This window comes from unidentified bacterial endosymbiont, from assembly GCF_918797525.1.
Classification (GTDB): domain Bacteria; phylum Pseudomonadota; class Gammaproteobacteria; order Enterobacterales; family Enterobacteriaceae; genus Enterobacter.
Genome location: NZ_OU963893.1, coordinates 2422278 through 2443546, shown reverse-complemented (window position 1 = coordinate 2443546; position 21269 = coordinate 2422278). Strand labels below are relative to the sequence as shown.

Here is a 21269-nt window from a genome sequence, read left to right as displayed (position 1 = left end):
GGAAAAACCAGATTTTCTAGAGGTGCGAAATGTGCTGGAGGTAATCTCATTGACGCTCCCAGACAAGAACGAAACGCACACAATTCCGACCTCCAGGTACTTGAGGAATCGCCTCTCGTCTGGAGCGCTGGAGCAAGCGAAACACCACGGCTGCGAGTTTTTCTGTGGTAACAGCCGAGAAGATATGCTCAATCATTACAGACACCGTGGATTCGATCGAGCCATCAGCATTTCCAGTAATACCTCGACAATATTCGATTTGTTCACCAGCTCTTCGCGTGGTTTTTTACATCATTGACCGTCAATCCCCGACAAATACCATTTGGTCACTCTGACACAGTAGCTATCATTACAGACAACAAGCTCCCCGCTGCCAATGGTGCGTCCATTCAGCTTCAGGCGTATCTGTGACGGAAACCGTGGTTCTACGCAGAGAATGTCGCCTTCAGCCAGAGTGCGTATCGCGCCCAATGAAACCTCTACAGAGCCCACTTCCACCAGCACTGTCTGTGGGATCATATTGAGTTCCAGCGAACCTTCCGCCTCTGCATAAGGCTCACCCTGTTCCTGCATAAGCAACCCTTCAATATCCTCTACCAGCGTATTTAATTGCATTTCATTCTCCGTTAATACTATTCCGAACGTCGCTGTCGGAGAGAGACTCAAAAGAAATTCCCCTTCAGCGGGATCGCCTGGCGTGACGATTTTTATGCCGCAGCCCACCTGAACCTGTTCCAGGGCCGATAACGTAAGAACCGCCCCGCCGATATAAACCGGAAGTGTGAGCACGGGTAACGGGTTTTCCACACGGGGCGTGGCGGCAATTGCGCTTAATATTCTGGCATACCAGCTATCAGGCCAGCCAAACAAGAGCGCGCGAAAAGGCTGATGTTCATTGCTCCAGCAAAAAGTAAGCGTAACCTGTTGAGGTATCAGACTGCATGGGAGGATATTAACTGGTTTACTCAGCCGGGCCTCGCTTGCCAGTAGCAAGGGAGACAGCGCCCATTCGACAATACCTGCGCTCAACAACGGGTCTAACGCGTCAAGTTCCGCAACCCCTGCTAGCGCCTCGCAGCACGCTCGCCAGTCGGTCAGCGGCAGCCAGACAAAACAGTCGTGCCCATCGATCTCGACCGATAAACTGATTCCCTCCAGGCCGACACGCCACACTGTCCTGTCTACATGTAAGGCACCCATAGCGGCGCCCGAGGGCGCAAGAGATTGCACGAGCGCGAACTCTTCAGTGGTCACATGCAACATATTTCACCTCCAGCGCGACGTTATACCCGGCATCACGCAAATGCTCATGCAGCCATGCCGAAAGCCGGAAGAGCGTGGCGTAAGTGTCAGCCCGCTGCACCTCAATTTGAATATGCAGCTTTCCCTGCGCCTCTTCAATTTCACAGGTCAGCTCCCCTACCGTACCGCCTGACAGCCGGTATCGCCGACGCAACCCGACATACCCTGAGCGCAGCACAGGTTGCGGCAGGCTCACTCTGGTCATTAAACGAGAAAATCGCGTTTTCTGTGCGTAATCAGCCTGTGTTTCTTCTTCCTTTTGCGGGAGATGATGCCAGAGACAGCCTTCAATTTTCATATTCACCGCGCAACAAACTCCGTATTTTTTCCTTTTTTTTCAATAAAATAATCACGTTCTGCTGCAGCGTAGCCTGATGAGCCTGCACTTTTTTTATCTCATCGCTAAGCAGACGCTCCTGGGCAGCAAGTACATTTTCATGATGAAATAACTGGTTCATCTGGCCTTTTTTTTGCTGCAGGAGGCTGGCGGGCAATGTGCCGGACCACGCCAGCATCTGCCCCAGCGTATGGCGCAGCCCGGCCCTTATTTCCGCACAATTGGCCTTCGATACTTCAAGAGTTTGCTGAGTCTTTATAAGCTCCGTCAGTTGCCGTCGTAATTTATCCTCGGAATGCTCTTTAACTTTCAAAATACTTAGCAGGATCAATTGCCTGTCAGTTGTTGCATTCTGCGCAGCAATGCTTCGAGTTCGCATGGTTCGCACTCCCTCTGCTTGAGAAAATCACATATTGCCGGGTAATTCTTCACCGCAAGATCGGCGACAGGATCTTCTCCGGGTTTGAATTCACCGATCCTCACCAGAAGTTCAACGTCACGATACACAGACAGTAAGTTACGCACTTCTCCGGCCAGAACACGATGCCGTGTATCTACGACCAGGGGCATTAACCGGCTCAGACTCGCCAGCACGTCAATGGCCGGGAATGTCCCCCCTCGGAGAGCCGCCTTGATAAGACGATGTGCCCGTCCAGCAGCGATCTGACTTCATCTGCCAGCGGCTCGTTCATGTCATCGTTTTCAACAAGCACCGTATAAAACGCCGTAATACAGCCGCGCTCAGCTTTACCCGCTCGTTCCAGCAGGCGGGGTAAGGATGCAAATACGCTGGCGGGATAACCAATAGCGCCGATCGTTTCACCGCTCGCAAGCGCAATTTCTCTCGCTGCACGCGCATAGCGTGTCAATGAATCCGCCAGCAACATGACCCTGTGTCCCCTGTCACGAAAGGCTTCTGCAATGGTGGTCGCGACAAAGAGCGCACGCATGCGCTCCATCGCTGGCCTGTCTGACGTGGAGACCACAACAACTGTGCGCTGCCTGACCTCAGCGCTAAGATTTTTTTCCAGGAACTCCCGCACCTCGCGACCGCGCTCGCCAACTAAGGCGAGAACCGTTATCTCGCTGTCCGCGCTCTGACAGAGCATGGCCAGCAAAACGCTTTTTCCGACACCCGGCGCAGCGAAAATCCCCATCCGCTGGCCCTCTCCGCAGGTGGTGAGGGAATCAATTGCGCGAATGCCTGTCAGCATCGGGCGCTCTATCAGTTGGCGAGACAGAGGAGAAGGCGGTGGCGCGTCATAATCCCGCAAGGGGCCCTGCAATGGGGGACCACCATCCAGCGCCCTCCCCAGTCCATCCACCACCCGTCCCAGAAGGCCGGTACCGACCGGTACCCGGTGTCGGCGTCCGGTGGGAATCACGCGTTGTCCACAGTAATGACCTGACGTATCGCCAAAGGGAGAGAGCAACGCACTGGAACCTTCAACGCCAACCACTTCCGCCAGCGCGTTACCCGGCAGAATGCGGCACACTTCACCCATAAAAACATCCGGGAGGTGCGCTTTCATCAGCGTGGGCCCCACGGTGCGCAACCGGCCGGTTCTCAGATATCCCTTCGGCGGGTCGCTTTTCGCGGCGAGGATCTGCTCTAATCTTCGCTGCATCGCGTCAATATTGCTCATCACAACTCTCCTCTGGGTCAATATCAACACCACACACCACCCTCACCTGGCAATTTTCCCCCAGCTCCTGCCAGGACAGTACGGGCACATCAAACAGCGTGTCCTCCGTCATCTTGCGTAAGTAACGGCGGGCATCGATTGAGGTAACAATGCAGACATTCCCGTGCTCCATCACCGCATCGGTGATACGTTCGAGGATCTTTGCATTCTGCCCGGAACTGAGCGCGGTATAACTCCCCTGAACGGTTTGACGCGTAGATTCTCTGATAAGATTCTCTATAACCTCACCGATATGAATGACCTCAAGGATCCCGTCCGGAGGCATAATCTGGTGCAGAAGGTGACGTCGAAGCGCCACGCGGACATACTCAGTCAGCATCAGCACATCTTTTTCCCGTGGACCCCACTCAATGAGCGTACCGAAAATCAGGCGCAGATCGCGGATAGTGACCTTTTCCGCCACCAGCCGGCGCAAAACTTCCGTAATTCTGATGCTGGGAAGTTGTCGCTGAAGCTCTTTAACAAGCTCAGCATAATCTCTCTCCATGGAGTTCATCAGGTAGTAGGCTTCCTGCACGCCTATAAATTCTGCCATGTGGCGCAAAAACACCTTCTCCAGCAACACTGTTATCCGATCTGCCCCTTCTGCAACCGTTATCCCCATGGCACGTGCAGTCTGACCGACCTCAGTATTAAGCCAGGTTATGGTTCCAAGCCCTTCATTGAGCGTTTGCGTCTTTCCTTCGAAGCGTGCGTCCTTTCCTGTCAACAGATACGGGCACTCTTCCGGAACGATCACAGAGAGCACGGGGATCTGATAAACAAACATGGTCAACTTTCCAGCGTCGTCTCCGGGGGCGGGAAGAAGCGTCACTTCAGGCAGCGGAACACCATATTCTTCAAACAGTTTCCATCGCAAAGCGTCAATGCGCTTTTCGACAATGTATGGCTCCAGCGCAGCGCCAAAGCGTAGCATCATCGGCGTTACCCCAGGCGTCATCGTATCCGGTAGCGCCGTTTCCTTTCGCTCCGGCTCTCCTTGCGGAAAATAGCGTTGATGCCAGGTGAACAAAAGCGGCATCGCCAGAACAACAGCCAGAGGGAAAAAGATGAAAAAGGGAAAACCGGGCACGATAGCCAGGAGCAACATAACGACAGCCGTAAGGACAAGCGCCCGGGGTTGCCTGCCAATTTGCGCGGAGAGTTCCCGGGAGAGATTCTGTTTTTTCTCACCCGGAACCCGGGTAACGATGACCCCCGCGCTCAGAGAGATAAGCAGAGACGGGATCTGGCCACACAAGCCATCCCCGATGGATAGCACGCTGTATTTCTGAACTGCATCAGCTAGAGGCATGTTGTGTTGCACAACGCCAATGATCATCCCCCCGATGATGTTCACCAGAACCACGATAATCCCGGCTATGGCATCGCCCTTGACGAACTTCATCGCCCCGTCCATTGCACCCAGGAATCGGCTTTCCTGCTGAATCATCTGGCGCATTTGCCGCGCCTGACTGGCATCGATCGCACCGGCGCGCATGTCACCGTCAATGCTCATCTGCTTACCGGGCATGCCATCGAGTGAGAAACGCGCGCTGACTTCAGCCACTCGCTCAGTGCCTTTTGTAATGACGATGAACTGGACAATCGTAATGATACTGAAAATAACCAACCCGACAGTGAGGTTGCCACTGACGACAAAATGGCCAAATGCATCGACAATATTACCGGCATCATGCTGAAGCAGCACCAGACGCGTGGTACTGACGGTCAATGCCAGACGGAATATCGTTGTGATTAACAACAATGTTGGAAATACCGACAATTCAAGAGGCTCACCTATCGAAATTGCAATAAGTAACAGTATTAAAGAGGCTGTAATATTCACCGCAATCAATATATCGACAACGACCGTGGGAAGGGGCAGCAGAATCATCATTATAGCGATAAGAAATACGACCGGCAGAATGATATCCAGACCGCCTTCACCCGTTGAATACCAGCCTTTTATCTTTTCCATCACTATTACGTAGGGTGACATAAGTTTTCCAGAAATGCCTGTTGACGTTGATACAGCCGGAACCAGTGTTCGGCGGTACTGTCCGCAAGTGGAGTACAATTTACAACGAGTTTACGGTTGAGGATAAAAAAACGTTGGGGAATTCCGTAGAAGCGTGTCGGTTGCCATTGACGTAATGCTTCCATTAACATGCTATCGTCAGTTTCAGTGATTAAACACTGGCTAAGGTGGATACGTTTATTACGATAATTGAGCCATACTTCAAAATCAGATGTGCGCCAGTAAATATCTGACTGGATCTGCTGTAACTCCAGCCTGGTTAGCTGGATAAACTGTTGAATATTTCTTTGTGTCATTAAATCTGGCGCCATTTAACTCTCTCTTCGACGCAGCATCTTCCCGAATATCGTCGATGCCAGTAATCAGGCAATGGCCTGATTACCTTTCAGGCCGCGAACGACCGAGAGGATTTGCTCACGTTGCTCATCATCATTGAAGCAAGGGTCAGGCAACATTGAGAAAAGAACATCTAAATGCTGAAGCAGCAGATTCAGGCGCCCGCCCCGGCTTTTCCAGCCCAGCAACCGGGAAAGGAGCCATTCGTCGAATAACCAGCTCTGACTGACGATATCCATCATCAACGGGAGCAATGTATTTGCTGGAAGTTTGCACAGATTTTCAACCCGGCTGCTTTCCGCATCCAGCCCAAGAAACAGCAATAAACGCCTCAAACTCGACAGCGTCGCCGTTAGCCTCGCGGATAAGGACATTGATGTGCAGGCCGAGAGTTCAAATACCAGCATGCGTAACAGCGCCCGTACCCGAGGCCGTCGATCCGGTAAATCGGACAGTCGCATAAACCATTCACTTAAGGGAACTTTTTCCTCATCCATAGCCTGGCGGAATAGCCGATTAATTGAGGCGATGAGCGGCCGGCTTGCGCGTCCTAACTCCAGCATCCCGAAAAGCTCCGCCTCCCATCCCTTCACTTCCATTAACGCTTTAAGCTGGCGGCTCAAGGCGTTACTTTTTTTGTCACTCAAGCGGGTCTGCCCCATCGCGATGGCGACGGCTAAAATCTGACCGGCTGTGCCCGACGCCGGATTTTTTAACGCAAAAGCCTCCTGTAGGCCTCCTGCCTGTTCGGCGGCCTGACGGAGGATCGTCACCAGGGCTTTCTGCCTGAGCGCGTCACGATGTTCGCAGGAATTTTTGTGCTGATGGTCTCTCAAGCGTCCGGCAAGGGCCATCCCCATCTCTTCCAGCGTTTCCGTAAGCGCGCTGCCTTCTGAAGCTAAAAGTTCTGCCAGCGCAGCCTCCATGGGCGACCTTATTCCTTCCGGCTGACGCCAGCCTGAAGCGTGTTCGTTATTAACGTGCGCTGTCGCAGCCGTGTCGAATATCTTCATCACACTCTCCAGGGGTATCTAGCCAGTCGAGCAGCTTATAAAAATGGTCCTTCAGCGAAAACGAGACCGAGAGCTGAGCCGAGGCCAATGCCGCACGATCGGGCGTAAAACGCGGCTCTTCAACAAGGGTGAAACGTTCGCCAAATTCCGCCTGAACCCGGGCCTTTACGCTGGGATGAATATGCAGGCTTAACGCCCCTTCAACGGCCATCTTTTCAACGTTACGGGCGAGTCGTCGACACAGCACCTCATCCAGATCTTGTTGATCAAACCATGCGCTCAGCACATTTTGGATACCCCGCCTGATAGAAACCGCCACACGCCGAACCATTTCCTGCTGCAAAGCTTCATCCTGTCGTAGCTGTGTAATATGTTCTTCGCGCCACTTGCCTTCACAACGCGTCATGATCTCCTCCTGCAACGTGGCTTGCTGCAGGCGCATTTTTTCCTTTTCCTGATGACATTTTCGTCGCGTTTTATGCAACAAAACCGCCGCTCTCCTGCGCGCTTCGACAAGAATAGCGTCTGCCTGCTGCGCCGCCTGCAGTCTTGAGCGGTCCTGAAACAGATAGGCTTCAAATTCGCAGGCAGATATAACACTGCCTTCCGGTAGCATACCGCCAGTCCGGGTTACAGGAAGTTTTCGTTGGCACATAACACCTGCTCCAGTAAGTTAAACGTTCGCCTTGATACGCCCGGTCGCAACGCGCGTGCGCGGGGAGGGAGCGCGACTAAAGACGCATACAGCGCTGCATCCTTTTCCGCAATGCGGTAAAGCCCTGCCAGCCCAATTTCTGTGGCCTGTTGTTGCAGGGTTTGTGGCGTGAAAACAGCACGCTTAACGCCGGTACAGAGTCCGAACAATTGCCAGAGAATGACATCGTTTACGCGCTGGCTCAGCGTTTGCCGGTAAGCTGGTAGCAGAAAATAGTCTTTGCAATTCAGCATCAATAATCCCAGCGCCAGCGCAAGAGTTTCCAGATAGTTCGCCTCTCTGAAGCTTTCAGCCTTCGGTTGCCCAGCGCGTTCAGTCAGTCGCGGAGTGCCACGCCGTCTGCGCAACGCCTCATTCAAAATGCGGTCCATCACCGGGTACCGACCATACTGCCAACACAGCGGAGGATGAAAACCCATGCCAATAAACCAGTTTGGGTGAGCATAGCGAGCCGGCTGCCACAAACGGCGGTACAGGCGCAGGATCGGCGCGTCCGATGCGGTTATTTCTTGTATTTTATCCATTTAGCAATTTCTCTCCATGCAACCGCGATCGCCAGCACCATTGAGATAACCGCGATCCATATAACCCGATGCTGCGAGAGCCATGCAGGAAATATTTCTGACCGCCGTTCGGACCCCCTGTTGACGTGCATACGGTATTCGGCAGGCTGCATCAGAATACTTATTTTGCTGTAATCCACTCCGGGGATAGATTTATTCAGCAGGTTCTTTATCTGCGTACGGAACTCTTCGAAATTGACACGGGGTGAATATTTTATAAACACGGCTACAGAGGTCTCGCCGCTTTTCTCATCGTTGCGGGCGGAGGAAGCGATTGTCACATTTGTATCGACCACACCGTCCATCAGGCTCAGCATATTTTCGATGCGTTGCTCTTTAAGAAAGATGATTTTTTGCTGCTCCTCGGCGGGAGAAACAACCAGTTGATTAGGCGGAAACATCGTCTGGGCAGTGACATAAACACGGCGCGGAAAACCATTGAGCCGCAAGATATCTACGGCATTGATAAACTGCGATTTTTCAACTCGTAGCGTCACGCCCCCCGCGCGTTCTTCTTTATCCGCCTCAATATTATGCAGCATTAAAATGGCCAGCATCTGGTTGGCATCACCTTCAGGCAGCTCGTTATATAAATCAACCCGACAACCTGTAAGCAACAACACCAGTAATAGCAGGTAAAACCGGAATTTCATGACATAGACGCCAGTTTATTGACTGATTGCGAGACGGCTCCTGCAATTTTTGCACCTAACTCTACTTCCACTGTCGCACTCATGATTTCCGCCTGGCGGGTAAGCATTTGCACGGGATTATGATGACTGCCTGCAAGGAGCTTATTAAATAACACAGCGTGATCACTCGTAATCGGCGTGACCGGTGCCGTTTCGCTATAACCTGCAGCGTTGTGCATGGCGACGCTCTCAGTAATGTTCATGGCAGGGTTCCTTCATAATGAGCGCGCTGAGTCAGAATTTGTTTTAGCGACGGCGCATCCGAATGGTTGCACTGCTCCAAAAGTTGAATGGCTCTTTCTGTTTCCCCCAGCGCACTAAGTAAAAAAGCGGTACAAACCATTCGCGAATCTTCATCAGGCACCAGCAGCTGGAGCGCAGGTAAAAATTCAGAGACCTGTTTTTTTAGACCATGGTTGACCCCAGCAAAGGCTACCTCGAGTAATAGCACTCGCTCTTCCCTGGTTAAAATAGTCATATTTTTGCAATCACTCCACTCAACATATCTTTGATGGTTTTAATTATCGCGCTTTCATAGCTAATGAAGTTCGAATACTGTTGGACAGCGAACTGTGCCTTAACCATCGACTCAGGGTTATTCATATTCTGGCTGTTCAGTTGATCTGTAACAGCGTTTCCGGCGCTATGTGCCATTTGCGAAAGAGAATTTATGATCTGATCAACATTCATTACATTTCCCCAGGATTATAATCTGGCCAGTGTTTTTAACAGATCGCCATTTATCGCCATATACTGCTGACCCACTTCCATTGCTCTGCGCATTATTTCGCGGGCCTGGGTGATACTTTCTTCAAGCGTCTTCATATAGGATTGCGCCCCTTTGTCCTGCAACTCGCCAATGGCTCTTTCTTCTTCTGCCTGGCGGGTATAACCGGCGGCATACCTATTCGCGAATTGGCTCCCGATCCCGCCTGCTGCTGAACCTATTTGGGTCCCCGTAGCGACATCAAGCCCACATCTTCCTGTACCCCCTAAGCCAGCGCCCGCAATAGAGGTGACGCCGCTTAAAATCCCGCCTATTGCGCTTATTTGCGATGCGCGAAACGAATCATCAATAGCCTTCTTTTTTGTTTCCAGAGCATTAATTTCAAGCCCCCACTCAATAAATCGCCTGCGTTGCTCATGGCTCTGAATAACGTCGCGGGCGAGCATATTAAGTTTCGCCAGTTCCAGCCAGCTATTGACAATATCAAATGTATTCCCGGCATCCCACTGCATAGCGGTGCCCTCCCCAGGTTCGGTCGCTGTGGCTGGGACAGTGGATATAACAGGTTCAGCAATAGTCGATAAATAATCAGACATCATCGTTCTCCTCAGGCGAGTCCTCTTGCACTGTGTGCAAGAGTAACGCCACGATCGTTAATAAAATCAGATGTATATTTAGTCACATCAACCATATTTTGATAGGCTTCGTTGAGATTTTTCATATGCATTCTGGACATGGCATTGATATTTTCTTCCGTGGTATTGATGAAATTCTGGGCAAGAACAAGTTGATCTATCGATTTTTGTAACTCAGCCACTCGCAACTGAATAACACCCGATGATATTTTATTTGCAGCGGTGACGGTGCCCAGCGTTAGCTTAAGCCATTTGTTGGTACAATCGTTTATCGTTGTCCTGACAATACATTGCCATAGCTCCTGGTGAATACGCGCCTCGAGTTTTTGCAGTGTTTTAGCCCCCTCGGTGATACTTTTCTGAATCATTTTCGCCATGCCTTCCCGCGTAAAACTGGCGGTAAGATTTCCGCTCATCCCGCCTTTTGATGCGACTTTGTCGAGTATTTTTTCAGTCAATTGCGAAATTTCACTTTCCGCACCCTGTGCAATCTTCTCTAAAAGTGCATGACCTTCTGGCGAGTGCATCACCTCCTGGGCAGATTTTGTGATGGCGCGCGCAGCGCTAATACCGCGTGCAATTTGAAATATATCCAGCGCCACGGCGACGCCTTCACAAACAGACTGAGCGGTACCACATGTAGATATCATCCGGTCCAATGCCTGGCCATCTGCGCCAAGCAGTTTTGCCGTTTCGCCAAATGCTTTGAGCATGCCAAACACACCTGCACTGAAGTAGGCTACCGCATCCGCCACCGCCAGAGGATCCGCGGTGAAAATACCTTCAACCAGCTTCAGCGCCCCGACAACAGCTTCAACCGCGCCGATAATCCAGTCGAAGACTGCATTTATAATCTGTCCACGCTGCTGCTCGCTGCCCTGCTTAATCGCTTTGTTGATCTGCTCCTGATACTCTTTAACCTGTTTATCCCGCAGGAACGTCTGTACGTCACTGGCATTTTTAATCTGCCCCTGTATGGACGCAGCCGTACTGCCGTAGGTTTTCATAACGATCAAAAAAACCATCATTGCCACGTTCTGTGGACACTCCGGGGCATACAACTGCGCAAATTTTGCGGCTTCTGGGCACACTGTCTCGGTTTTTGCGCCAATATCTCCCGTGGCTAATAGCGAAGCGTATAAATCAGCTATTGGTTTCTTACAGGCTAGCGCACCTGCAGATATCGGCATATTTTCTTTTTGCAGCGGGCTATTCTGCGCAAGCAGCGCATTTAAATAATCAGCCTCCTGCACCGGTTCAATATTCATTTTAATCTGGCTCATAGGAATATCCTGCTGTTACACTGGCAATTTATAGCGGCCGACAAAATGTATATAGGCTTAGCCGCCCAGGTTAAAACATTTTTTGTGCAATCATGCTCAACAATTCACCAAGCTTACTGATCAAGCCTGTCATTTGCGTTACTACCGCATTAACTTCCTGATAAAGATTTTGAATAACGAGTTGCTCCTGTTGCATGAAATCAGCATCCCGGTGATAACTGGTATCCAGACTTGATTTGATAGCCGTAAGCGATCCTTTATCCAGTCCGCCTTCATCATGAGCTTTTATGTAATTATCAATAGTCTGCCCATCGACCGGAATGCCATTATCACGCATGTATTTTATCACCTCTTCCGGCACCGCCTCGCGGGTTTTGTCATCGCCTTTGGACGCTTTAGCAATAACTTCATCCATACGGTTGGCCATCTCCTGAGTATTGGTGGCACGCGTGGATTTATTTTTGATTGTAGCCAGTTCGGCATTCAACATACGTGCCAGATTGGCATAAATCATCCGGAATGCATTGTAACCGGCTAAAAAAGGGCCACCATCATCACTTATCATATTCTTATGCTGACAATTGTTCACCTCACCACGCTGGTATAGGTTAGCGTTGAGGGGGGCGTTAATTTGTAACGTCATTTTTCACCTCCGAACCTGCAGTTAACTGAATACGGGCAAGTACCTTTTTTAAAGAGAGGCGAAGCGAGTTAATTTCCTTTTTCATCTCTCTTTCAATTTCTTCAATTTCGACAGGAACAAGGGAGTTGAGATGTGTAAGCTGTTTCATAGCCACAGGATCGGAAGGTGCTCTTAGCGTCAAATCCTCGACCTTTACCTTAAACTGCATGAACTGGTTAAAAAAACCATCCAGTTTTTTAAACTCCCGGTCCATTATTTTTAATTGCGCTTCGAGATTATTTTCCATTTTTACACTCCTGTATAACCAGTCTTAATGTGTACTACGTTCATGTTTCATCTCCTGGCTATATACCGGTTGAACAAGCGGAGAATTATGATAGCGAAAATAAATAATCTTGATGATATCTTCAGCCTGAATGACCACATCCAGCAATACGGTTATTGCCTGATACCGTTCGGAGCCCACGGATTTTACTAATGATTGATGCAAACGGAAGCGTAATTCCTCCAGCATTGTTAGCCGTTCTAATGTCCAGGCTTCTGAATGACGAATATTTTCTTCTAATAGTGTTAACGCGGGCATAAAGCCTCCAGTCAAAGATTCAAAGGATAGTTTTTCAGGGTTTCACTCCCCCGAACCGCAATAGTTTTTTCATTTATGGCGACCACCCGGCTTTCATCCGGTAGCAGGCTTCCAACCTGCAAGCGCGTACCATTCTTTAAGAGCAGATAGATGCCTTTTTTCCCGTGGACAATGGCTGTCGCGGACGAAATCAAGGGATTCGTTCCTTCCCGTGAGAAAGGGATACTCTGGTAATTAAGCTTGATCTCAGGACATTGTTTGCGCACTTTCACCAGAATAGTATCCATGGTCTGCAACTGGTTGGCGCTGAGCACTCCGCTGATAACAAATTTCTTGCCCACAGCCGTCACGCTGACCAAATGCGCCATATCGCCGTCGATTAATGAATCAATCAAGGTTTGCGCCTGGATCCTGTGAGGGTTGTCTGTTTTCCAGCTCTTAAGCCCTGGAATATCTGCGAGCAGTGACTGAACGTTATCCCAGCGCTTACCGCTAGAGATATCACCCTGGATCAGGACCTCTCCGGGCTTTGGGCTGCTCACAATGGCGTCGACGTAGCCTTCCTGTACCAGCAGGTCATGAACCGTATTTTCCAGCTCCCCTGCACAAATCACGCTGTCCTGATACAAGACGTCCAGCTCATTAAGCTTCTGGCGTAAGGTCCGTACTGTCTCACACTCCTTAACATATCCCTCAATGTGCAAGGTTCCCTCCGGGCTCCAGATCGTATTGAGTTGCTCCAGCCCGGGCTGCTTAAACACGGTTTTAACACGCTCCTGAGTCGTCTCCTGCATATCTACACTGTTACCCAACGTTAAAAAGGCTACCGTCATGCCAATAGCCGCCACTGCTGCCCCAAGCCAGCGGCGCATTAAATGCATGCCGGACGGCGGACGATAACGTGAAAGCGAAGCATCCTGATTGCCAAACGCCAGGGCGATTCCCATACCCTGTATCACGCCCTCCTGAGGCAGCGGATTATTGGCACGATGTTTTCGTCCATTCACCTTTATACAAGGAGAAGTCGCGTCAATATATAAGCTGTCATCAATAACGCGAAAGACGATATGTCCTTCATTATCAAGGGGGAGACAGAGATCGCAATCTCGCTCACCTATTGTTAACTGGTTATCGGTAATCCATACCTCACGGCCATGTAATTCTCCTCCCAGAAAACGGATTTTCCATTTAACGCTCATGATGCATGCCACCGTTAGCAACGGTTGCCTTTATGAGAAACAGCCGTATTACGCTTTGCGTCTGGTTAATATCGTTTCGGAACAGGCGGCCGAGGCCGGGTATATCCCCTAACAGAGGGATCTTTTTCTCCGTTTGTAGCTGTTTATCTTGTTTAAAGCCGCCCAGTAACAGGCTTTGCCCGTTTACAAGGGTGGCCTGCGAGGCGATTTCGGAGCTTTGTATCATGGGTAAGGGTTCAGATTTATCAAGTGGCGGGTTTTGTTGCCCATCCTTAATATTGAGGCTCAGCATAATACGTTGCTCACCGTTCTCATTAAGAAGCCGGGGCGTAACGCGCAGAAGCGATCCAGTGATGATAGATTCAAGCTTCGCGACTTTATCCCCCTCAAGTTTGGTGTAAAAGGTAATATTACGATCCAGCACCGCCTGAATATTGTTCAGCGTCACAACCGATGGCTGCGATAAAATATAGGCGTGAGAGTTTTTCTCCAGCGCTGTCAGGCGTGCCATAAATCCGGATGTATTATCGATGATCGCCGAAAATCCACTGTCGGTGCCGCCTGAAGCATTAAATGATATTTTATTGCCACCTAAAGAAACAGCCGCGCTCCAGTCGATACCCAATTGACTGAGCACGCCTGCATCCACATCGATAATGCTCACTGAAATTTCAATCATCTGGGGCCGCACATCCAGTTCCTGAATCAGCTTGCGATAGCTGGCCATATTTGTTGTGCGATCGCGAACAATCACCGCATTCTGACGTGAATCTGCGGAAAAAAGAGGCAATCCTGTATCCTGGGTCACCGCAGCGGTACCTGCTGTAGTGACACTGGCGCGCCCCATCTCACGCAGCACACTAACGATTCCGGGCAACACCACGGTTTGATCGCGATACTGATAATTTTCATCCGTGGCTGTGGCATATTTGAGGGGATATACCGCTACGCTGACCGCTTCGCCCTGTCTGCGAGTCAGATCATTATCCAGCATGGAAGAGAGTTGGGTGATACGCGTGATACAGGCTGGTACGCCGTTGACATCAACCGCATTGACATCTGGTATCCGGCGAATATCACAGGCGTAAGGGCTAATTACCTTCCGATCTTTGAGATATTGTAAGAAAGATTTGACAGGCAGCGTTTTCAATGTAATTACCCGATGTATAAAGCAGGACTGCGGGTAAATAAACAACGTATTTCCGTCATACCAACTTATCAAATTATACTGTGCTGAAAGATTTTTCAAAATCGTTAATGGGTCATCAGGACATATCGCACCGCTAAATGTTCCATTAACAGACGGATCAATGTGCACGGGGGTATTGTAGTTTTCCGCAAGGTTTTCTAACAGATTCCTTAAGGGTAAATTGCGCGCCCGAACAGAAAAATCTTGTTCTTTCCAGGTTAATGTCTGACTTTCAGCCGACATGGCGGGCAGGAGAAACAATCCTAAAATACCAACGGTTAATGAACAGATTTTCATAGTTTATTTATTTTTTTTATCATCTTTCATACCAGTGACTAATCGGCTCAGACAACAGGTCAGCGCCAGATGATTCTGCATATCTTTCTCCATTTGTTTAACGGTTATATTTTTATCGTAACTGCGACACAACCAGGCCCCTTCTGGTGTGAGCATTAGTGAGTAATCATGCATGTTTGGCTGGCCTGAAATAAGTACCGTGATATACTTTGCTGCATCAACGGTAAAAAAATTTGGCACATCAATAAATATTGCCAAAACCATTGAAAGAGAACAGAAATATCCCCGGGCGGGCCGCTTGGCCAGATTCATTCTGGCTACCACATCGGTATGGGACACATAAAGATCATCCAGAAAGGAAATCCCTTTCAACTTATCAAACATCTTTCCCTATTCTCCTGAATCAACTTGCAGCGACATATTCAGAGAGAAATGCTTTTGCGTCTATCGGCAATTAACCTTACCCCTTTCAGATTTCATCAAAAATCCCCACAATTCACCTTATTACATAAGTTTAATTGTTTTTTATAACTTCCCGGAGATAACATTTCACACTCCTTTTTCATGTTCTTTCGTCAGGCTATGCTTGAGCGACAGCACGTTCTGTTCGGCGCTGACATTATGGTGAGCGGGAGCGGTCGGGAGCGGTAACGTAATCAGGAGCCAGCGGGCTTCTCAGCCAGAAGAACCAGACGATGATAACGACAGCCAGTCGTACTGCAGTGTAAGTAAACTCGCGGCGAAAGAGACATTTCGCCAACATTGCGCAAATTTTCCATGACAATAATACGCAGTGGCCCACACATTAAAAGGAATAAGGTTAACAGGCTAATCAATATAGTTGATTTCATTGGGGATTGTTATTTTTTGTTAATGCTAATGGTAAGAGGGTAAAAAAAGAGGAATAGCACCAGGCTCCAGACATAAAATATACATATATAGGGTGCCATTTAAGCCCTACCACGAGCATCAGGTTATAACCTTGCATTTCATTTAAGTACTATATTCTTCAAGACACTCGCTTAACGTTACCCCCCTTAGAGCCTTGAACCTTTTTACACACTCGTCAAAATATCAGTAAAAAACCCTATATTAAATTATATCACCTGATTGCGATGATGCCGGGCCTTGTTTAAGTCCCGGAGATCATGATGAAAATAAATGTATTGATGGCGTCTCTCTTGTTAGCCTATATCACGACCTGCAGCGCGAAAAGCGCAGAAAAATATCAGACCATTATGGACAGCGTAACGGCTGAAAAAGTCCGTCAAATTATCCGTTCGGATGTCATCCCTTCTTCCGGTGAGGATCGCGGGGAAATTATCAGCCGTGTATCAACGGCTTTCCTCGATACGCCCTATAAGGCAAATACCCTCATTGGGGGCCCTGACACTCCCGAAGCGCTTGTCGCTAATTTCAACGGCGTAGACTGCTTTACCGTGGCTGATTACGTTGAAGCCCTGTCCCGCAGCCATGATCAAAAATCATTTCTGCATAATCTGGCGCAGGTTCGCTATAGCGAAGGGAATGTTGACTATCTCAGCCGCCGCCACTTCTTTTCTGACTGGTTCGCCACTGCCCCGCAAAATGCCAGTGACATCACACCGGAGATCAGCCCAGACTATGCCGTGGCTAATAAACAGCTCAATCGTAAACCGGATGGCGGCGAATACGTTCCGGGTCTGGGCATTCATCACCGAAAGATAAATTACATTCCCGCAAACGCGATTAATCAGCAGGTGCTTGACCGTCTGGAAACCGGAGATTATGTCGGTGTCTATTCCACGCTTGATGGTCTGGACGTTTCACATGTAGGTATCGTGGTTCGCCATAATGGAGAGGTCTGGTTCAGAAATGCCTCCTCGCTGGCTGCAAACAGAAAAGTAGTGGATTCACCGTTCCTGGAATACATGCGCGCGAAACCGGGTATCGTCGTACTGCGGTCTAAGTGACGCGGACATTACCGGAGCCGATGAATGAAATTAAATCAGAAAGCTGAAAGTATTAAATCCCTTTGCCTGATTGTTCCCCTGCTGTTATCTGCATGCCACACCTCGCCACTCGAGCCAGCAATAAAGAACGTCACTACTGCCGACAGGGCGTCGGCAGCTTATATCGATCCGACCAAATCATTGTTCCCGCTGGGGAATTACCCGCAGTCTGTCGAAAAATGGATACCCTCCGGCCCGCATTTGCACATACCAGTGATGGATACTGAGACACAGTTACGCCATTTTTCTGAACTAAAATCCCGGTATTTTGGAATGGCCGCGCGCGATCTATCCCCCTGGAATCCGGTATATATTGCATCGGTTCTTCGCGAGGAAGTTGAAGATTCCCGTGATGCGGCAATAAGAAAGTTTCTTGATGAGAACAGTGTCTCCTGGGGTGAGAACTTCAGGATCCACCCGGAACGCTGGAAACGTGAGGTACGCGACAATGCAGGCACCGCCATTGACCGCGTTTATCACCCTTCGGCACGGGGGATTACGGTCAGAGAAACGCGGGTCAGGATACTTCCGACTGCAGATCCGGCTTTTGACGATCCGCGCAAGGCCGGACAAGGATATCCCTTTGACAATCTCCAGGATTCATCTCTTCGCCCCGGCACCCCTGTATATGTGTTGACCGACAGTCGTGACAAACGCTGGAAATACCTCTTATCCCCTACTGTCACCGGGTGGGTGCAAAGCGAAGATATTGCGTGGGCAGATAAACACTTTGTTAATGAATGGCTGACGCTGGCGGCAAACAACCTGGGGGCATTTATCAAAGAGCCAGTGTCAGTTCATGATCCACAACAGTTTTATTTCACAGCCCGTCCCGGCACTATTCTGCCCTTCAGGAAGCGTCAGGGTGAATTTTTTGACGTTTCTGTGCCACTGCGTAACAGTGACGGCGGCGCAGAGATCCGCCAGGTCATACTGAAAAAAGAGGCGTTTGTCGCCATGCCATGGAAAATGACGCCCGGTAATCTCGCTATAGTGATGGGCTCGATGCACGGCAGGCCCTATGGCTGGGGAAATTATAACTTCTATAATGACTGCTCGGCTGAAATCCTCAGTCTGATGATGCCCTTTGGTCTATTTTTCCCCAGAAATTCGGCGTCACAGATACAGGCCGCCAACCGAATTGTCGATCTCAGCCAGGAAACTATCATCGGCCGATTACGTTATCTGACTGAACACGGTAAGCCGTTTACCACACTGGTATACGTCCCGGGACATATCATGCTGTATATCGGTAATGCGACTATTAATGGCCAGAAGGTACCGATGACATACCAGAATATATGGGGGTTGCGCCCCGCGGATTCCAGTCGTCGAAGTATTATTGGCGGCGCTGTATTTTTACCTCTTCTCGCCTCTTACCCGGAGCAACCCGAGCTGACATCATTAGCAGATAAGTCACAATTTAAGCTGGGTTTTATCGAATAGTGAGTTCTGCAGCACCAGCCAAAAAAAATTTCCTGGAGCAAAGCTCCAGGAAATTTTAAAAAACAAGCAAGGGCTGAAAATCGTCATATGTACAGATTAAGGACGATCCCCCCTACGCCTTTGCTTTAGGGAAATACTTGTCAACTAATGCATAAAGAATTGCTGTGGTTTCAACATCAGCGATACCATCGTAATTCTTTTGTCTGAAGTGAAGCTGAAATGCGCGGATCAAATTAGTATACCCACGTTCTGTTACTGCACCTGATGTGTCATATCCATAGGTTTTTAACTTCGCAACAATATCGGCTTTAGCGGGTAAGGACCTACTGAACTCCGCCTGATAACGCGCCATGGTCGATTCTTCATACCAGGCACCTACCCCTGCGTCGTACAGATCTTTCCACGGGAAAGCCGCACCAGGGTCGCTTTTTCGTCCAGGGGCGATATCGCTATGCCCGACCACATTGGTCGGCGTGATATCGGGATACCTCTGAATGATGTTATAGGCGAGCTGCTCCAGGGCTAAAACTTGCTCTGGATGATAGGGTGGGAAATTGAAATTCCCATTGTTATCGGTAGCCAAATTAACGATTTCTATACCTATAGCCGTATCATTGAGATTACTGCGACCGGCCCATGAACTTACACCTGCATGCCAGGCACGGTCATTTTCATCAACGAGGTTGAAAATCCGCATATCCTTGAAACCCGCTTCAATATAGGTTTTTTCAGAAGGATCGGGAATGAGATAATGAGCACTGACCGAGGGCCCGGTCAGTGCGGCAACAGATGCCTTAAAGCCAGCTGCCGTGTAATGCATAACAAGAAAGCGAACACGGCGGTTAAAACTCTTAACTGAACGGAAACTATTATAATCAATTGGGTACATAACATCTCCTTTTCATAATGTGCGTACCATTAGTATCAGAGCTTATGTCAACACAACGTATACAAAATCAATGCCGGGAACATTATGAATGTTTTTGTGATGTCATTACAATTCTTCTGTAAGATTTTCTGTTGCGTGGGAGGTTGACTTCATTTTTTAAGCTAATTTACATTACTATTAATTTTATCTTTGATACGACTAAAACGTTACTAAAACTACTCTGTCCCCGTGGCACAACCTTACGCAAGATTTGAAATAATCCTTTTATGAAAGTTTCACGATAAAAAATTCTGTACTTTGAAAATGCAACATAAAGCTAATAATCATTCTCAACCATGATGAGGACTAGAGATGAAGATAAACAGTTCGATGAACACTTTCGCTGCATCACGAAACATGTCCGACAACGTAGCGCTCAAGGCTAAAGACAATAAAGAGTATATCGCAGTAACGAAATCCGGAAAAGTTAAGACGTACGGGCGTTTTAGCGTCTTCCTGCATCCAAAACAATCTTTACGGGCTAAAAACCTCTTTAAAAGAGAGGGGGTGACGTATAAGAAACAGATTTTCCATCGGGTAAAAAACGGGCCTTTAGCACATGAAAGGCTGAATTATATAATCAAAATGGAGAAATTGGTACCTGAACTCATGAAAAATAAAATTAACCTCATGAATAATAACAATAAATTCCACTCACTGAAATGACGATTACATACGGATAAGGCCGGTCATATTGACGGCCTTATCAAATAAGCTGAAATCCACTTACATCAACTTCAATTACAGAAGGTATGAAAATGCATGATTGTATTGAGTTTCACCACGCTGTAGAGCAATTATTAAACCATATTGATATTGATATTGATATTGAGGTTGCACCAGAAGATTTTCAGGATGTTGTCTCTTTGGAAATTAATGATGCACATACGATTCATTTTGGCTGTATAGATCCCCAGCGATTTTTCATGCTGGCAACCTTAGGATCAATCGAACATTATGATAGAAATGAATTAGTAGAATTATTAAAATTTAGCCATCTTAGTGACGCTTACTCACAGGCAGTAATGTCTTTAAACGATGAGGACGAAGTGTGTTGTTTTTATACTTTGCCTGCTGCCTCGAATATCCATATATTAATTGAGGCCTTTGAGGTGTTACTGGGTGCTATTGAAGTTTATGGAAAGGGGTGATCACATGAAAAACACAACCAGATTAGACATGACCACTCACCTGCCATTTCACTTAATGAGGTAAATTCTTTTAATGCAAGGTGTCTGCTGTGGTGACAATGATGCTAAACAACCTGCGCGAGGCCCTGAATGCTGGTCACATAAAAACTGACACAGCGAGCACTCACGTTGATGAAAAATGCCGACACTCGTTTAGAATATATACTCAAGCAATATAAGAGGTCACAACCGTCGCGGAGCAGATAATTTTTGTCTTTATACGTCATGACTAATCCAGCCGTCGACCTTCCTTAGCTGTGAACAGGGGCATCCCCTGCCCTATGATTTTACTTCACCTAAAAAATATTTTTCAAATATTACAATATAGGGTTCTTCATTACGTTTTTTTGACATTGCCGTTTTCAACGGATGCATCAGCTTAGATAAGTGTAATGAATTTGCATTTTAATAAAAATAATAGATGGTAATTCTTTTTCTTTGTAAGGGTTTCATTTCAATGAGCATTCGTTCAAT

At 48.4% G+C, this 21269-nt stretch carries 26 protein-coding genes and 1 pseudogene; 4 read left to right on the top strand and 23 right to left on the bottom strand.

The annotated features are described in order from the left end of the window. Positions 1 to 291 precede the first annotated feature (291 nt). The 22 genes and pseudogenes from NL510_RS11595 to NL510_RS11490 all read right to left on the bottom strand — a co-directional run bounded on the left by NL510_RS11595 (position 292) and on the right by NL510_RS11490 (position 16003). Positions 292 to 1263: a YscQ/HrcQ family type III secretion apparatus protein gene (locus NL510_RS11595; protein WP_253376734.1), complete on the bottom strand. Its 972-nt coding sequence runs from the start codon at positions 1261 to 1263 to the stop codon at positions 292 to 294. After that, entirely contained in the window at positions 1244 to 1600 is a 357-nt protein-coding gene (locus NL510_RS11590) for a Secretion system apparatus protein ssaP (protein ID WP_494546348.1), read from the bottom strand. Before NL510_RS11590 ends, NL510_RS11595 begins: the two co-directional genes overlap by 20 nt. Continuing rightward, positions 1590 to 2018 carry a hypothetical protein gene (locus NL510_RS11585; protein WP_253376725.1) on the bottom strand — a complete coding sequence of 143 codons (429 nt, stop codon included), beginning with the start codon at positions 2016 to 2018 and terminating at the stop codon, positions 1590 to 1592. Before NL510_RS11585 ends, NL510_RS11590 begins: the two co-directional genes overlap by 11 nt. Beyond that, a pseudogene (locus NL510_RS11580) lies at positions 1967 to 3267 on the bottom strand (FliI/YscN family ATPase). The gene NL510_RS11585 and the pseudogene NL510_RS11580 overlap by 52 nt, the downstream one beginning before the upstream one ends. Before the next feature lie 4 nt (positions 3268 to 3271). Continuing rightward, positions 3272 to 5326, bottom strand: coding sequence for an EscV/YscV/HrcV family type III secretion system export apparatus protein (locus NL510_RS11575; RefSeq protein WP_436298272.1), 2055 nt, complete (start codon positions 5324 to 5326; stop codon positions 3272 to 3274). Continuing rightward, positions 5311 to 5676 carry a type III secretion system protein SsaM gene (locus tag NL510_RS11570; RefSeq protein ID WP_253376723.1) on the bottom strand — a complete coding sequence of 122 codons (366 nt, stop codon included), beginning with the start codon at positions 5674 to 5676 and terminating at the stop codon, positions 5311 to 5313. Before NL510_RS11570 ends, NL510_RS11575 begins: the two co-directional genes overlap by 16 nt. Before the next feature lie 51 nt (positions 5677 to 5727). Then, on the bottom strand, positions 5728 to 6627 hold the full coding sequence (locus NL510_RS11565) for a SepL/TyeA/HrpJ family type III secretion system gatekeeper (RefSeq protein WP_253376720.1): 900 nt from the start codon (positions 6625 to 6627) through the stop codon (positions 5728 to 5730). A gap of 49 nt (positions 6628 to 6676) precedes the next feature. After that, on the bottom strand, positions 6677 to 7369 hold the full coding sequence (gene sctL, locus NL510_RS11560) for a type III secretion system stator protein SctL (protein ID WP_253376719.1): 693 nt from the start codon (positions 7367 to 7369) through the stop codon (positions 6677 to 6679). Continuing rightward, positions 7345 to 7953, bottom strand: coding sequence for a type III secretion system domain-containing protein (locus NL510_RS11555; RefSeq protein ID WP_253376717.1), 609 nt, complete (start codon positions 7951 to 7953; stop codon positions 7345 to 7347). Before NL510_RS11555 ends, sctL begins: the two co-directional genes overlap by 25 nt. After that, positions 7932 to 8645, bottom strand: coding sequence for an EscJ/YscJ/HrcJ family type III secretion inner membrane ring protein SsaJ (gene ssaJ, locus NL510_RS11550; protein WP_301308557.1), 714 nt, complete (start codon positions 8643 to 8645; stop codon positions 7932 to 7934). The genes NL510_RS11555 and ssaJ overlap by 22 nt, the downstream gene beginning before the upstream one ends. After that, positions 8642 to 8887 (bottom strand): type III secretion system inner rod subunit SctI, encoded by a 246-nt coding sequence (gene sctI, locus NL510_RS11545; RefSeq protein ID WP_253376715.1) that lies wholly within the window; start codon positions 8885 to 8887, stop codon positions 8642 to 8644. The genes ssaJ and sctI overlap by 4 nt, the downstream gene beginning before the upstream one ends. Then, positions 8884 to 9162 carry an EscG/YscG/SsaH family type III secretion system needle protein co-chaperone gene (locus NL510_RS11540; protein WP_253376706.1) on the bottom strand — a complete coding sequence of 93 codons (279 nt, stop codon included), beginning with the start codon at positions 9160 to 9162 and terminating at the stop codon, positions 8884 to 8886. Before NL510_RS11540 ends, sctI begins: the two co-directional genes overlap by 4 nt. After that, a complete protein-coding gene (gene sctF / locus NL510_RS11535) occupies positions 9159 to 9374 on the bottom strand; it encodes a type III secretion system needle filament subunit SctF (protein ID WP_253376704.1) in 216 nt (71 codons plus the stop codon). Before sctF ends, NL510_RS11540 begins: the two co-directional genes overlap by 4 nt. A 15-nt stretch (positions 9375 to 9389) precedes the next feature. Next, the gene (locus tag NL510_RS11530; protein WP_253376702.1) at positions 9390 to 10010 is read right to left on the bottom strand and encodes a hypothetical protein; all 621 of its coding nucleotides are present in this window, start codon (positions 10008 to 10010) and stop codon (positions 9390 to 9392) included. A gap of 8 nt (positions 10011 to 10018) precedes the next feature. Then, a complete protein-coding gene (sctE, locus tag NL510_RS11525) occupies positions 10019 to 11329 on the bottom strand; it encodes a type III secretion system translocon subunit SseC family protein (protein WP_253376693.1) in 1311 nt (436 codons plus the stop codon). A 70-nt stretch (positions 11330 to 11399) separates the two neighbouring features. Beyond that, complete coding sequence (gene sseB, locus NL510_RS11520) at positions 11400 to 11972, bottom strand: type III secretion system translocon protein SseB (RefSeq protein ID WP_301308556.1); 573 nt, start codon at positions 11970 to 11972, stop codon at positions 11400 to 11402. After that, positions 11956 to 12258 carry a hypothetical protein gene (locus NL510_RS11515; protein WP_253376691.1) on the bottom strand — a complete coding sequence of 101 codons (303 nt, stop codon included), beginning with the start codon at positions 12256 to 12258 and terminating at the stop codon, positions 11956 to 11958. Before NL510_RS11515 ends, sseB begins: the two co-directional genes overlap by 17 nt. A 24-nt stretch (positions 12259 to 12282) precedes the next feature. After that, a complete protein-coding gene (locus tag NL510_RS11510; RefSeq protein ID WP_253376689.1) occupies positions 12283 to 12555 on the bottom strand; it encodes an EscE/YscE/SsaE family type III secretion system needle protein co-chaperone in 273 nt (90 codons plus the stop codon). 11 nt (positions 12556 to 12566) lie between these two features. Continuing rightward, entirely contained in the window at positions 12567 to 13754 is a 1188-nt protein-coding gene (gene sctD / locus NL510_RS11505) for a type III secretion system inner membrane ring subunit SctD (RefSeq protein ID WP_253376686.1), read from the bottom strand. Continuing rightward, complete coding sequence (locus NL510_RS11500; RefSeq protein WP_253376675.1) at positions 13744 to 15240, bottom strand: EscC/YscC/HrcC family type III secretion system outer membrane ring protein; 1497 nt, start codon at positions 15238 to 15240, stop codon at positions 13744 to 13746. Before NL510_RS11500 ends, sctD begins: the two co-directional genes overlap by 11 nt. Before the next feature lie 3 nt (positions 15241 to 15243). Next, positions 15244 to 15624, bottom strand: a complete 381-nt coding sequence (locus NL510_RS11495; protein WP_253376665.1) for a pathogenicity island protein — start codon at positions 15622 to 15624, stop codon at positions 15244 to 15246. 235 nt (positions 15625 to 15859) lie between these two features. Next, entirely contained in the window at positions 15860 to 16003 is a 144-nt protein-coding gene (locus NL510_RS11490; RefSeq protein WP_253376664.1) for a hypothetical protein, read from the bottom strand. A 406-nt stretch (positions 16004 to 16409) separates the two neighbouring features. Here NL510_RS11490 and NL510_RS11485 point away from each other — a divergent pair, with 406 nt between their 5' ends. Together NL510_RS11485 and NL510_RS11480 are read left to right on the top strand one after the other, a co-directional pair. Next, positions 16410 to 17192 carry a DUF1460 domain-containing protein gene (locus tag NL510_RS11485; RefSeq protein WP_436299133.1) on the top strand — a complete coding sequence of 261 codons (783 nt, stop codon included), beginning with the start codon at positions 16410 to 16412 and terminating at the stop codon, positions 17190 to 17192. A 24-nt stretch (positions 17193 to 17216) separates the two neighbouring features. Continuing rightward, positions 17217 to 18677: an SH3 domain-containing C40 family peptidase gene (locus tag NL510_RS11480; RefSeq protein ID WP_253376662.1), complete on the top strand. Its 1461-nt coding sequence runs from the start codon at positions 17217 to 17219 to the stop codon at positions 18675 to 18677. A gap of 112 nt (positions 18678 to 18789) precedes the next feature. Here NL510_RS11480 and NL510_RS11475 read toward each other — a convergent pair whose 3' ends face one another. Further along, positions 18790 to 19566 carry an N-acetylmuramoyl-L-alanine amidase gene (locus tag NL510_RS11475; RefSeq protein WP_253376660.1) on the bottom strand — a complete coding sequence of 259 codons (777 nt, stop codon included), beginning with the start codon at positions 19564 to 19566 and terminating at the stop codon, positions 18790 to 18792. 351 nt (positions 19567 to 19917) lie between these two features. On the opposite strand from NL510_RS11475, the gene NL510_RS11470 reads away from it, so the two are divergent. Then, a complete protein-coding gene (locus NL510_RS11470) occupies positions 19918 to 20271 on the top strand; it encodes a hypothetical protein (RefSeq protein WP_253376658.1) in 354 nt (117 codons plus the stop codon). Between the two features lie 86 nt (positions 20272 to 20357). Beyond that, positions 20358 to 20756: a CesT family type III secretion system chaperone gene (locus NL510_RS11465; protein WP_253376656.1), complete on the top strand. Its 399-nt coding sequence runs from the start codon at positions 20358 to 20360 to the stop codon at positions 20754 to 20756. Positions 20757 to 21269: the final 513 nt, after the last annotated feature.

Coding starts and splice junctions, on each gene's coding strand:
- NL510_RS11595 (WP_253376734.1), bottom strand. CDS start 1,263: ATGTTGCATGTGACCACTGAAGAGTTCGCGCTCGTGCAATCTCTTGCG.
- NL510_RS11590 (WP_494546348.1), bottom strand. CDS start 1,600: ATGAAAATTGAAGGCTGTCTCTGGCATCATCTCCCGCAAAAGGAAGAA.
- NL510_RS11585 (WP_253376725.1), bottom strand. CDS start 2,018: ATGCGAACTCGAAGCATTGCTGCGCAGAATGCAACAACTGACAGGCAA.
- NL510_RS11575 (WP_436298272.1), bottom strand. CDS start 5,326: ATGTCACCCTACGTAATAGTGATGGAAAAGATAAAAGGCTGGTATTCA.
- NL510_RS11570 (WP_253376723.1), bottom strand. CDS start 5,676: ATGGCGCCAGATTTAATGACACAAAGAAATATTCAACAGTTTATCCAG.
- NL510_RS11565 (WP_253376720.1), bottom strand. CDS start 6,627: ATGGAGGCTGCGCTGGCAGAACTTTTAGCTTCAGAAGGCAGCGCGCTT.
- sctL (WP_253376719.1), bottom strand. CDS start 7,369: ATGTGCCAACGAAAACTTCCTGTAACCCGGACTGGCGGTATGCTACCG.
- NL510_RS11555 (WP_253376717.1), bottom strand. CDS start 7,953: ATGGATAAAATACAAGAAATAACCGCATCGGACGCGCCGATCCTGCGC.
- ssaJ (WP_301308557.1), bottom strand. CDS start 8,645: ATGAAATTCCGGTTTTACCTGCTATTACTGGTGTTGTTGCTTACAGGT.
- sctI (WP_253376715.1), bottom strand. CDS start 8,887: ATGAACATTACTGAGAGCGTCGCCATGCACAACGCTGCAGGTTATAGC.
- NL510_RS11540 (WP_253376706.1), bottom strand. CDS start 9,162: ATGACTATTTTAACCAGGGAAGAGCGAGTGCTATTACTCGAGGTAGCC.
- sctF (WP_253376704.1), bottom strand. CDS start 9,374: ATGAATGTTGATCAGATCATAAATTCTCTTTCGCAAATGGCACATAGC.
- NL510_RS11530 (WP_253376702.1), bottom strand. CDS start 10,010: ATGATGTCTGATTATTTATCGACTATTGCTGAACCTGTTATATCCACT.
- sctE (WP_253376693.1), bottom strand. CDS start 11,329: ATGAGCCAGATTAAAATGAATATTGAACCGGTGCAGGAGGCTGATTAT.
- sseB (WP_301308556.1), bottom strand. CDS start 11,972: ATGACGTTACAAATTAACGCCCCCCTCAACGCTAACCTATACCAGCGT.
- NL510_RS11515 (WP_253376691.1), bottom strand. CDS start 12,258: ATGGAAAATAATCTCGAAGCGCAATTAAAAATAATGGACCGGGAGTTT.
- NL510_RS11510 (WP_253376689.1), bottom strand. CDS start 12,555: ATGCCCGCGTTAACACTATTAGAAGAAAATATTCGTCATTCAGAAGCC.
- sctD (WP_253376686.1), bottom strand. CDS start 13,754: ATGAGCGTTAAATGGAAAATCCGTTTTCTGGGAGGAGAATTACATGGC.
- NL510_RS11500 (WP_253376675.1), bottom strand. CDS start 15,240: ATGAAAATCTGTTCATTAACCGTTGGTATTTTAGGATTGTTTCTCCTG.
- NL510_RS11495 (WP_253376665.1), bottom strand. CDS start 15,624: ATGTTTGATAAGTTGAAAGGGATTTCCTTTCTGGATGATCTTTATGTG.
- NL510_RS11490 (WP_253376664.1), bottom strand. CDS start 16,003: ATGTTGGCGAAATGTCTCTTTCGCCGCGAGTTTACTTACACTGCAGTA.
- NL510_RS11485 (WP_436299133.1), top strand. CDS start 16,410: ATGGCGTCTCTCTTGTTAGCCTATATCACGACCTGCAGCGCGAAAAGC.
- NL510_RS11480 (WP_253376662.1), top strand. CDS start 17,217: ATGAAATTAAATCAGAAAGCTGAAAGTATTAAATCCCTTTGCCTGATT.
- NL510_RS11475 (WP_253376660.1), bottom strand. CDS start 19,566: ATGTACCCAATTGATTATAATAGTTTCCGTTCAGTTAAGAGTTTTAAC.
- NL510_RS11470 (WP_253376658.1), top strand. CDS start 19,918: ATGAAGATAAACAGTTCGATGAACACTTTCGCTGCATCACGAAACATG.
- NL510_RS11465 (WP_253376656.1), top strand. CDS start 20,358: ATGAAAATGCATGATTGTATTGAGTTTCACCACGCTGTAGAGCAATTA.